This is a genomic window from Marinomonas sp. 63XJN7_9_ISO-PGPR-S23-217 (genome assembly GCF_056173515.1).
Genome location: NZ_CM149678.1, coordinates 3878079 through 3889987, shown reverse-complemented (window position 1 = coordinate 3889987; position 11909 = coordinate 3878079). Strand labels below are relative to the sequence as shown.

Sequence of the window (11909 nt, the reverse complement as noted above, 5' to 3'; positions counted from 1 at the left end):
TTAAATATAAGATTGATTTTCGAATATATAAATAAATAGGTTAGATAATCATTATTAGTATTTATGAGGTGTTGCCAACATAAAAAATGGTTTTGTCTAACTGGGTGGTACAGCTGTACCACCCAGTTTTTGACTATAAAATATTATCGAATATAGCTGTTTAGGGGTTACGAGGGGACAATAATTAGGCTAGAGCAGTAGAACGCCTGTTGTGAGTCACGAACCAGATAGGATAGTTTTTCGTGATCTGTATCTGCAAACACTATGCGCAGGCGATTGCTCTGTGTACCTAATACATCACGAGCAGATTTTAACGCTAGTAGTGATGACATTCCATCGTCAGTAGCTAGTGCATGTACTGCCTCATCAACAATTAAAACAGTCATTTTTTCAGTTAATTCATACAGAATTTCTAGAGCATAAGACAACGTAATGTGTGAAGCGAGCTCAGATTGTATGTATTCCTTTGCTGCTTGTCTGTAGCATTTCAATTTAGCCGATTCAGTACTCTCACCCTGTTTCCTGTTAATATTCCGATTTATTTCCAAGGTTATTGCAGCCCTAATAGCGTAGCTAGGATCTGTCTCATTTTCTGTCAAGTTTATATATATTGGATTCCAATCAACACCCAAGCATTTCGGCACTAGAACGTCTCGTAAAAAATTCGTTTTTTCTATTTTTTCAGAGAATGCTATGAATACTCCGGATCGATAGGAGATAAGTCCAGAACCATCTAAACCGATAATAATCTGCGTTAAAAGATTTTTAAAGTTAGATTGATGTTTCTTAAAATCGTCTTTATTCAATGTCTGATACCAGATTATTAATTATGGTCTATATTATAGAATGGTTCTTATTGAATCCATAAAATCACCGATAATTTTTTAACAGAATATTATCAATTTAATATCGTAGTTTAGTAGGGAATACCTAAGTAGAAGTGCTTATGCCTGTTATTGATCTAGTTTCCGAGAACTAGTTATGAGTGAATCAAAAGGCGCGCCAGTTGCTATAATGAAGGACGGTAACCTTGTATTCTTCTGTGTTCCAGCTATGTAGTGCTCAAGTAAAACTGGCCACCACTTTATAGTTAATCCAGTACTGCTCCTCTTTCTTATTCGGGCTCATACCAGCGTTGTGCTGATGTGGCCTTAATTGACTGTAGTAGCCGATAATTTATTTCGTAATATGATGTTTAGCTTGTTCAAATGAGTGATAACTTTACGGAGGCACCAATTCTATTTTTAAGCTTCTAAAAAAACGTTCCATCGGGGCATTATCCCAATAATTTACACGTCTACTTACAGTTTGAGTCATTTGCATTGCTGCAACGTTTGTCGAAACTCACGGCTGGAACTGTTAAACATGACGCCTTTTGGTCATCCACTGCGTTCATATTCCATCTTTAATGCATTGTGCTTGATAGCTAACTATTCGGTGATAGTGACATCGCCCAGCCAATAGGTTTGTTAGCTACAGATCCATTACCACCGCTAGGTAAGCTCATCACGTTCCTATCCAGATATAAGCGACGTTTCCACATTACATGCTATTAGGTGATTCTATATTTAAATAGTTCGTTACATCAAAATGTCCATCACCCGCTCTCTTATAGATGTGATTTGGTATTTGGCAGCTTACTAGGCCTAGTTTCTTTAATTAGGCGCCTAACTCTATAACGACTTAATGGCGTATCTCTATCCTCTGTCCTATCGATATCTTGAGCGCAAGCTGAGCCTCCGATTTTTTCAAACAGTTCTTTCATATAGGCCATGTTCTTTATTTTTTTTAGCATTAGCATTAGCATTAGCTGATTGCTTAGAGCGCTGTTTCCAAGATCGAAAGCAGCTTCGGTTTACATTGAACAAGTCACACAGTTTCTTTTATTCAGTAGTTCGTCTTAAGTTTTTCGATTATCGAGAACTATTCAAGGGGTCGGACATTAAGAGAGCTGTAGCCTTTTTTAGAATGTCTTTTTCCATCTATATGTCTCGAATACGCTTTCAAGCTCTCGTATTCTTAATTGTTCGGGCGTCATCGGAGTCGCCTTAGGGCTTTCCCTGTCTCGTTCTTGCCTCAATTTATCCGTTGTTGAGTGACCGAAACTCATCCCTTTTGAGGCTTCTCGAACGGTGTAATTTTTGTCAACGACTAGCTAAGCTGCTTCTAGTCGAAACTCAGGGTTAAATTGGTCTTTTTCTCATGTTGTCACCTAGTTGTTTATTGGTGCATATTAGCTACTCTAATTATATGGACAAATTAACTATGTCACTACATAACACAGAGTAACTGGTATAGGGGCACTAAAAAGGAACTGGTACAGATGTGCCACGAAGGAACTGGTACAGGTACACTGGTTCTCTCCGATTATACTGTGCTTTTAAACTCTTCAGGATAACGTCTTGACTTCATAAAAAACTCTTTTTTTAACGAGATCTTAACATTAAAAGGTGTCTAGTAAAGTCTGGAAAGTCTAGTGTGTCACCAGTAAAGCTCGAGAAGATGTAGTTTTTGAAAAAAACAAGTATCTAACAAAATCTGGTAAGTCAAAATTTATGGAAGGGTCATTAAGGAGAATAGCCTGAGTTATTAGTAACTCACCCAGATTAATCTTTAACGTGCGATTAGTAAGGAGACTTTAACAAATGACACAACTAAATAATTATCATTTTGGCCTAATACTTTCTCAGAAAACACCTTTATTAATTGAGCTTACTGAAAAAGAATGTAAGAATTTATATAGTTATTCTGGAAAAAATGCTTCAAATTTCCCTTTGTGGATTGCACAAAAAATTTACAATCAAAAACAGAGCGATAATGGTAGCAATATTCTTATTATCGATGGAGACAATATTGCTTCATCAGATAATTTTTTTCTATTCGAAGTTCTTCTTGAAAATTTGCGTGATGAACTTAAAAGTATTAAAAATTTAAAAGTACTAAAAGAGTCATTTAAAGCTGTAGTGTCAGTTACAAGTGGTGGTTTAATCAACGATTTTTTCGGTGATCATCTAGATAAAGGTTTAAGTTACATCTTTGATGAGGTTAGTGAACAATTCGCCTCTTCACTGAAAGATGTTGCCATAGATCGACTTGATATTTCTAAAGCTACATTGACTGAAATAGAAGATTTATTAAGTGATACCACAGGTAATCAAGTGGGCGATATTGTTTATAGCATAAACAAAGAAAAACTAAACTTATCCTCATCTGCAAAATTAGAATTGAATAATTTATCTAATACTTTTTCAAAGAGTAAAAACATTGACGTTTTTCAGTTAGCCTTTAAGTTGCTTTTAGCAATTGCATTAGATTCTCCAAAACTTCTTTACATCAATAATCCTCATAAACTTGATAACAACTCTATAGGACTTATTTCTTTGTTGTTTTCCTTTGCTAAAGATCAAAAAGATCATGATAAACACATTGGTCTATCTGTTGTTTATAAATATTCAGACGAATCATTTAGTTTGTATAATGAGGTGAATGAGAAACTGCAAAGCAAGCAACAGTTATTAGTTGCACAAAAACACTTTATACAGCGTTACTCCATGCTAGAAAAGCCGGGTAGCAACATTCCTATGGTAGCCGTTAAGTCATCTCTATTTGTTGGGCGAGACGAAGAAATTAAAGTTTTAAACGCTCAATATATAAATCGTCAACCCATTAGATTCTCGATTGTTTCAGGTGAGCCTGGCATTGGTAAAACATCGCTGGTTAAGAAACATTTGGAGAGTATTCAAGAGAAAGGTGACATAATTAAACTGACTCTGCTTAATGAAGTAGGGCATAGTTCAAATAATACTGGACTCAGTTCATTAGAAAAAAGCATTCTTGATGAAACCAAACGTATAGAGCTAATAATAGGTTTGAAAGAAAAAGGTTACAATTATTTAAAAAGCTTATGGAATAAGGAAAATGCCTTTAAACTTTCTGGGGTACTTATACCAGGAGTGGATAAACCACTTGCGATTACCTATGCAGGGGTTCAGCGCTGGAAAGTTGATAATCATATCGTTCAAGTGCAAAACAGTGCTATGGGAGATTTAGACAATAAACAGTTAGATGAAAAAAAACAACAGTTTGATAAATTAGATAAAGCGCTAGAAAAGCTTAAAAAAATCAGTTCTGAAAAATTACCTATCGTGTTATTTATTGATGATCTACAATGGATAGATGATGATGCAAGTGAATACATATTAAATCGTTTATTAAAAAGAAATGATTTATATATAGTTGCAACATTACGCCCAAGTGACGGTGCATCGATATTAAAAAAACAACTTGCTACGCCATCATTTTATGCTCATTCCTTAATCTTATTAAAAACTTGCAAAGTGAATGGATTTGAAGATTGTAATGATATTAAAAATGAGCCTAGATTACATCCTTACATTATATCATTGTCAGGCTTTGATAAATCTGCACTCATAGAGCTTATTGGTAAGGTGGTTAAAGGTAGTTTAGGGCAGTGTACATCATTAGCAAATTCGATTTTTACGACACTTACAGATGAAAGTACTAATGAAGTTAATACGCTATTTGCCGTTGAAACAATTAACATGTTATGTGATGAAAAATTATATATAGCAAATGCCTTTGATCGTTTGATTTTAGATAATCCTCTTCGGTTTAATCCAGAACTTAAAAATATAGAAACGATAATAGAAAAAACCTTTGGAACCTTACAGGCTAAATATAAAGATTCGTTAGCTCATGCTAATAGGGTAGATACAGGTCAACGCTTTAATTTAATGGCTTATGCCATATTTGAGGAACGGTTACATATATTAAAGCTTTATTTTGCAGAACATGGTAATGCTGCAGTAAATACACTACTTTTTTCATCGCTTTTAGGGGTTCCTTTTTCATCAATAGTTATTAAAAACTCTCTTGAAGCATTGGCTGATACACAACTACCACTGCTTGCTTCCCTCAGTGCACACATTAAGCAAAGAGATCAGGAGGTGGGGTTAACCACAGAGCACTATGTGATTATTGATGAGGTATATGAAATATTAAGACGTTATACACGAACGAATGATCAATACAAATATCGCCACTCATTAATACATACCTTTCTCGAAAGCCAAGTCGAATACTTACTAGATATCCTTTTAAAAGAAGATAAGCAGCAAGCAAAAGAGCAGATGTTTACGTTAATACTTACTGTGATAGAAAAAGAGTATAAGAAACAGTCTTTTTATAGTCGGCCTGTAAAGGAACTTAATTCACTTGATTTCGAAAAAACATTACTTTTTAAAGTGACGATGCAAAAAATATTGAGTAAATGCTTTGAAATCAACAGAGATACTTGGGTTGAAGATTACACCACCAACTTAAATAATTTGGCGGTTATTTATGCCGAAAATAACCAATTGTCACAAGCTATCAATATTGAGGAAGAAGTGTTAACTATTCGTCAAGGCCTATATGAAGGAAATAAAACTGCTTGGGCTGAAGATTACATCACCAGCTTAATTAACTTAGGTGGGAGTTATCGTAATAATAACCAATTGGTACAAGCTATTGACCTTCAAGAAAAAGCACTGACTATTTGTACGACATTATATCAAGATAATAAAGCTACTTGGGCTGATAAGTATATCATTATTCTTAATAACTTAGGAGGGAGTTATATTAAGAATAACCAATTGCTAAAAGGTATTAAACTTGAAGAAGAAGCCTTGACGATTTGTAAGGTGTTATATGATTGCAACGAAGATGTCTGGGAAGAGAATTATATTAACAGCTTAAATAACTTGGCAGTTAGTTATCAGATGAACAACCAAATAGAAAAAGCTATTGATCTCCATAAAAAAGCAACAGCGATTGTTGAAAAGTTATATGAAAAAAATAAATCTTTTTGGACTGAACATTATACCAATATATTAAATAATTTAGCATCAACTTATCAGAAAAACAATCAATTGATAGAAGCGATGAAGTTATTTGAAGAAGTGCTAACTATTCGTGAAAATCTATATAAATTCAATGAAGATGCTTGGGTTGAGGATTACACCAACAGTCTTAATAACTTAGCATCGATTTATGAATTGAACAACCAATTTTCAAAAGCGGTTGCTCTTGGAGAAAAGGCGTTGAGGATTCGTAAAAAATTATATGATAGTAATGAAAACGCTTGGGTTGAAGATTACACAATCAGTCTACATAACTTATCGATATCTTATAGGAAAAATCACCAAATATTAAAAGCTGTTATGTTGCAAGAAAGGTTGAGAACGATTCTTGAAGTATTGTTTGAAAATAATAAAGGAGCTTGGGCTGAGATTTATATAGCCTGCACAAATAGCTTAGCGATAAGTTATAGAATGAACAACCAACTGGTGCAAGCGATTGATATTCAAAAAAAGGTGCTAATAACCTGTAAAGGATTTTATGATGTTAATGAAGATTTTTGGGCTGAGGTCTATGCAGAAAGTTTGAATGGCCTAGCGGAGTGTTATGGTGACGCCGGTCAATTGGAGAAATCTATTGAGCTTCAGGAAGAGGCTCTGGTTATTTATATAAAATTATATAAAATTAATAAAGTGGCTTGGGCTAAGAGTTACACTGTTGCTCTTATTAATTTGGCATCGAGTTATAAAATGAATAACCAATTGCTACAAGCTATTGACCTTCAGGAAAAGGCATTGAAAATTTATAAAAAATTATATGAAAGTAATGAAGATCAATGGAGTGAGGATTATGCTATTATTCTTAATAGATTAGGGAATAGTTATTTCAATAACAACCAATTGGCAAAAGCGATTGAACTTGAAGAAAAAGGTTTGATGATTAGTAAATCGTTATACGAAATCGATGAAGGCGCTTGGGCGGAATTGTATACTGGTATGCTGAATGATTTAGCAGCGTCTTATGAAAAAAATAATCAATTATCACAGGCGATTGAACTTGAAGAAAAATCGCTGACTATTCGTGAAAAATTGTATAAAGGCAATGAAGCCAAGTGGGTTAATAATTACATCATCAGCCTCCACAATTTAGCTGTCAGTTATGAAAAAAATAACCAATTGGCACAATCTATTAAGCTTGACAAAGAGGCGTTGACGATTTGTAAAAAGTGGTACAAAAGTAATAAAAACGCTTGGGCTAACAATTACACCATCAGTCTTAATAATTTGGCGGTGACTTATAAAAATAACAATCAATTGACACAAGCGATTGAGCTTGAAGAAGAGTCGCTAGAAATTTGCAAAGAGTTTTATAAAGGTAATAAAACTCTTTGGGCTAATAATTATACTATTAGTCTAATGAACTTGGCGTCTAGTTACAAAAAAAACAATCAATTAGTAGAACCGATTAAACTTGAAAAAGAAGCATTAGAAATTCGTAAAGAATTATATGAAAGTAATAAAGCCGCTTGGGCTGAGTATTACATTTACAGTCTGAATAACTTAGCGGTGAGTTATAAAAACAACAATCAATTGACACAAGCTATTGAACTAGAAGAAGAGTCGCTAACAATTTGTAAAGAGTTGTACAAAGATGATAAAGTAACTTGGGCTAAGAGTTATTCTATAAGCCTAAGTAACTTGGCGGCTAGTTACAAAAAGAATAATCAATTATTAGAAGCGATTGAGCTTGAAGAAGAAATGAAGGCGATTAAAAAAGATAAATATTAAGGTGCTTCGGTTGATAATTATATTAACAGCTTCCGTAACTAACCGTTAAGTTATGAACTATAAATCGCTTGATGTGATTAGGATTAATAAAATATCGGTGTCGATTAGAAAATTTATTAAACTCTATTGACACTATAACTTATACTCTAAAGGCAGAGAGTTACCAGTACTTTGGTATGGACCCACTTTTGTAGACATCTCATAGCTATATAATAATAGGTAAAAATGAGGTGAATTATGAGTGGAAAACGTTATACCGAGGAGTTCAAAATTGAAGCCGTTAAACAAGTCACAGAGCGCGGCTACAAGATTGCAGAAGTGGCTGAGCGACTTGGCGTTAGCTACAAAAGTATGCATGATTGGATTGTCCGATACAGCAAGCCTGAAGCGAGCAGAAAAATGGAAGATTCAGCTCTGTCAGAGATCCAGCGGCTCAAAGTTGAACTTAAACGGGTGACCGAAGAGAGGGACATTCTAAAGGAGGCCGCCGTGTACTTTGCCGGGGAGTCAAAGAAAAGTACACGTTCATAAAATCACGGCTCCACGACTATTCTATTGTTGTCTTGTGTCGAACAATGCAAGTCCATAGGAGCGGTTTTTACGCTTGGCTGGACTGTCCAAAAAGTCGACGAGAGCAAGAAGATGATGAACTTGCCATCAACATTAAAACGTATTGGCTTGAGAGTGGTTGTGTTTACGGCTACCGCAATATCACCAAAGACCTAAAAGGAGAAGGTAAGTCTTGTGGGAAGAATCGTGTGCTAAGGGTGATGCGCCGCGAGGGTCTAAAAGCGCTAATAGGCTACAAACGCCACCCTGTTTTTTATCGTGGGTCTGAACGTAATACAGCCCCGAATACGTTAAATAGAGAGTTTATTGTCCCAGAACCAGATCAAGTATGGGTAACCGATTTTACGTACATCCGGACAAAAGAAGGCTGGCTTTACGTGACCGTCGTTGTTGATCTATTTTCTAGATTGGTCGTAGGATGGTCAATGAGATCAAGGGCAACAGCAGAGTCCGTTATTGATGCTTTACTCATGGCTGTTTGGCGACGACGCCCCACAAAAAGAGTACTGGTACACTCAGATCAAGGCGCTCAATATACCTCGAAAGATTGGCAAACCTTCTTAAAAGATAATAACCTGGAAGCCAGTATGAGTCGTCGTGGTAACTGCCATGATAATGCCGTTGCGGAAAGCTTTTTTTCATTGTTAAAAAAAGAAAGAGTACGCAATCGAACCTACAAAACAAGAAGTGATGCTCGTTCAGAGATTTTTGATTATATCGAATACTTTTATAATCCAAAGCGACACCATGGATCAAATAATGGATTATCGCCACTGCAATATGAGAAGCGATATTTTACGGAGCTAGAAACTGTCTAGGAAACTGGGTCCATACCACTTGCTCAACTCTATTTTAATAAAGTTTCGGGCTCAGTTTTTTAGGCCGTGGCGTGCTTTTTAAGGAGTGCTCAGCATCTAATAACTTGATGTTTTTGTGATATCTTATTTGGGCGCAAGTAACCGATTAAAGGTAAAAAATGACAGCAGTCACTTTAACATCACGAAACCAAATTGTAATTCCTGCCAGTATACGGAGTGAGTTACGTGCTGAGCCTGGTGATCGAATTGAGTTCGTAAAGGTATCCAAAGGCAGGTATGAAGTATCTGCTGCGACAAACTACATTAGTACACTTAAAGGACGAGTTAAAACTGAATTATGTTTTTCATCAAGCGTGATGGGTCAAAAGATAAAAGCTAAAGTAGCTCTATAGTTTAGGTAAATTTTACAAGCTTTGAATATATGTGCTAAAGCTGAGTTAAAGTACTCTCCTAGATCTATTTTTCGTAAGGTGTGACGTACAGCCTCGCGTCTAGCGTGAGTATTAAATATCTTCGCCGGTACTTCTTCACCTAGTGCAGGAATAGGTGAATGAATCCATTCTTTTGCCAAATCTACTGATCCATAGATATTTACCACTTGAATATATACACGCAATGTATCAATTAGGCTGTCAGTGATAGTAGGAGAAAGCCGCATGATACGATAGCTTCTGCTTATACTTAAGGTGTTTTTTCCGATTGCATGAGCAATCAGCTCTTTTTCACCTGTCAACTTAACGATAGCTTGCAACTTTTCTCCACTAACACCGGATTGAATAATAGATAGGCAGTCTGTTAAAGACATTATATCCAAGCCCGGAAATAGACTATTGATGAGGTCAAGTTGTGATTGAGATTCTAGCGTTTTCATTGTGAACTCCAAAATCATATTTCTTTTTTGCTAAGTTTAGGAAGGCTTGCTGGTACATAATACACAGTAGAGCCTGAGCTTCTTTGGGTGAATTGATTTCTCTAGGTGCTTTAGCATGGTTGCTCGGGTGCATATCTAGATGAACGGCTTAACATCACTACTCAGTGTTTATATGCCTTATTTGATTACTGCTTAAAGTCCCATATCAAATTTCTTTGTCTGTAAATCAGGTTTGAGTATCGGGTCTGTCATGCTTTTAATTTCGAGTTGCACGTATTGCCAATATTCTGGATTATCAATTGTACGCTGTTTAATTTGGCTTGGAATGAAACGGCTCATTTCATTGTTAAAGTCAGCTTTTACCTCTTCTTCGTTCAGTAATTTTTCGACCTGAAGGGTAAGCGACTCTATGAAGTTAGCTTTTGTTTTTTCTCTTGCCGCAAGTTTTTTGCTGATCAACTCTATGGATACGTCAATACCTCTTTGTTTGATCCAAAGAATATCCCAAACATCACGAGGTTTAATTCGTCTGGAGCGGTATGCTAGAGCAATGAATTTATCTGCCAAGGTTTCTTCTAATGACTGTACAGGGATCAAAAGTCCTTCTGTTGGAACGACGACATCGTAATGATTGATCAGTGGTCTTCTCTCAATGTCGAAAGAAGGAATAGCACAAATGTCTATATGCATTTTTTGACGTGGTAGGTCAGGGCGGTTGGCTTCTTTTTCGATACTAATTTTCCAAGAAGATGTATCTCCTTGTTTGTCTTGGTTCGGCTTATTTACCCAGACTTCTGTTTCATATTTTTTTTGTATGTACTTTTGAATCTCGACTTCCAAACCATCAAAATCATCAGGTTTAAAGTCATGTCCTCCATTAAAGTCTAAATCCTCAGATAACCGAGAGCTGTTGTGGCATAAGCGAAGTGATGTGCCCCCAATAAAAGTCAGTGATTGCATAACCCCCTGTTTTACCATGACCGCCATAATATCATGGTGCAATATTTCTTTTTCTATAACAGGTGTTATCCCTGCATACTCAGGATTGGTGTTAACAATTTGCTTTATGACTTCTTTGAGCATGTTATGCCTCCAACATGTGCATGTTTCGATTACAGTTTTTTAAATCCACAATAGCTTGGGGTGTTCTGGCTCGATACATTTTGATATCTGAATCGAAATAAATATTAGGGGCGATTGTCTCGATCGTTTTTTTTGTATGTGTAAACTCAATGACGCCATAAGGTGTAGAAAAAATGCCACTTCTGCCTTTTGTCATCACAGTTAGTCTGTCCATAATAATTTGCGAAATATCGCCTGTATAGCTAAGTTGGCTCTCTAGGCTGATATAGTTAAATACGTCTCCTCTGAGCTTATTTACAATCTTGTAAATTGCTGTTGATGCATCAGGCGGAGTTATTGTACTTTCAAAAATACCTGTTGCGACTCTTCGTAACACACCTTTTTGTACGCAATCTGTGAGGAACTTTGTAAAAGAAGGGGTATGTTTTTCGCCGAGCATAAATGCTATCTCTGTAGCGGTATGAACACCTCCACCAGCTTTAGTAGCGTGAGATAGTGCGGACAGTAATTTTTCTTTTTTTCTCATGATGGTCTACGAATTATTACTTTATTGGTATTAAATTGTAGACCTTATGGGTTAAGTAGACAACATTTAGGTCTACAAAATATTACGTTTAAAGTGTTTTTTTGTAGACCTCTTATGATGGGATAAGCTTTTAATGGTATAAAGCTCTATTTTGCTTCGAATCAAAGTAACAAAAATGTCCAAAAGCATGCTTTGATTCAAAGCAATTGAAACCATGCATTTATGGGTATTTTTGCTTTTAAGGCATGGGCTAATTTGAGATGCTTTGATTCGAAGGGTAGAGGTCATGGGCCAAGATGGGATCAAAATGGGCCAAAATCCCCCGATATAGAGTTTTATTGCCTTATATTACTTTGATTCAAAGGAAGTGTGTTTACTAAGGCATTGAATACGTT

7 protein-coding genes and 1 pseudogene are annotated in these 11909 nt (G+C 35.8%); 3 read left to right on the top strand and 5 right to left on the bottom strand.

Annotated elements, in window-relative coordinates:
- Positions 1–167 precede the first annotated feature (167 nt).
- Both AC0VYI_RS18125 and AC0VYI_RS18120 read right to left on the bottom strand, forming a co-directional pair.
- Positions 168–806 carry a hypothetical protein gene (locus AC0VYI_RS18125; RefSeq protein WP_475444658.1) on the bottom strand — a complete coding sequence of 213 codons (639 nt, stop codon included), beginning with the start codon at positions 804–806 and terminating at the stop codon, positions 168–170.
- Between the two features lie 256 nt (positions 807–1062).
- Positions 1063–2188, bottom strand: a pseudogene (locus AC0VYI_RS18120) (IS3 family transposase); the annotation flags it as partial.
- Between the two features lie 457 nt (positions 2189–2645).
- Here AC0VYI_RS18120 and AC0VYI_RS18115 point away from each other — a divergent pair.
- The 3 genes from AC0VYI_RS18115 to AC0VYI_RS18105 all read left to right on the top strand — a co-directional run bounded on the left by AC0VYI_RS18115 (position 2646) and on the right by AC0VYI_RS18105 (position 9426).
- Positions 2646–7646, top strand: a complete 5001-nt coding sequence (locus AC0VYI_RS18115) for a tetratricopeptide repeat protein (protein WP_475444656.1) — start codon at positions 2646–2648, stop codon at positions 7644–7646.
- Positions 7647–7883: 237 nt separating this feature from the next.
- A protein-coding gene (locus tag AC0VYI_RS18110) for an IS3 family transposase (RefSeq protein ID WP_475444654.1) occupies positions 7884–9034 on the top strand; the annotation gives its coding sequence in 2 pieces (ribosomal slippage) (positions 7884–8121 and positions 8121–9034; 1152 coding nt in all).
- Between the two features lie 158 nt (positions 9035–9192).
- Positions 9193–9426, top strand: a complete 234-nt coding sequence (locus tag AC0VYI_RS18105) for an AbrB/MazE/SpoVT family DNA-binding domain-containing protein (RefSeq protein WP_475444653.1) — start codon at positions 9193–9195, stop codon at positions 9424–9426.
- Here AC0VYI_RS18105 and AC0VYI_RS18100 read toward each other — a convergent pair.
- The 3 genes from AC0VYI_RS18100 to abiEi all read right to left on the bottom strand — a co-directional run bounded on the left by AC0VYI_RS18100 (position 9396) and on the right by abiEi (position 11514).
- On the bottom strand, positions 9396–9905 hold the full coding sequence (locus AC0VYI_RS18100) for a hypothetical protein (RefSeq protein WP_475444651.1): 510 nt from the start codon (positions 9903–9905) through the stop codon (positions 9396–9398). The two genes, AC0VYI_RS18105 and AC0VYI_RS18100, sit on opposite strands and share 31 nt — an antisense overlap.
- Before the next feature lie 192 nt (positions 9906–10097).
- On the bottom strand, positions 10098–10988 hold the full coding sequence (locus AC0VYI_RS18095) for a nucleotidyl transferase AbiEii/AbiGii toxin family protein (RefSeq protein ID WP_475444649.1): 891 nt from the start codon (positions 10986–10988) through the stop codon (positions 10098–10100).
- 1 nt (position 10989) lies between these two features.
- On the bottom strand, positions 10990–11514 hold the full coding sequence (gene abiEi / locus AC0VYI_RS18090) for a type IV toxin-antitoxin system AbiEi family antitoxin (RefSeq protein ID WP_475444647.1): 525 nt from the start codon (positions 11512–11514) through the stop codon (positions 10990–10992).
- Positions 11515–11909 lie beyond the last annotated feature (395 nt).

What these genes read in the sequence shown, in the direction of transcription:
- AC0VYI_RS18115 (WP_475444656.1), top strand. Translation starts at nt 2,646, where the DNA reads ATGACACAACTAAATAATTATCATTTTGGCCTAATACTTTCTCAGAAA.
- AC0VYI_RS18105 (WP_475444653.1), top strand. Translation starts at nt 9,193, where the DNA reads ATGACAGCAGTCACTTTAACATCACGAAACCAAATTGTAATTCCTGCC.
- AC0VYI_RS18100 (WP_475444651.1), bottom strand. Translation starts at nt 9,905, where the DNA reads ATGAAAACGCTAGAATCTCAATCACAACTTGACCTCATCAATAGTCTA.
- AC0VYI_RS18095 (WP_475444649.1), bottom strand. Translation starts at nt 10,988, where the DNA reads ATGCTCAAAGAAGTCATAAAGCAAATTGTTAACACCAATCCTGAGTAT.
- abiEi (WP_475444647.1), bottom strand. Translation starts at nt 11,514, where the DNA reads ATGAGAAAAAAAGAAAAATTACTGTCCGCACTATCTCACGCTACTAAA.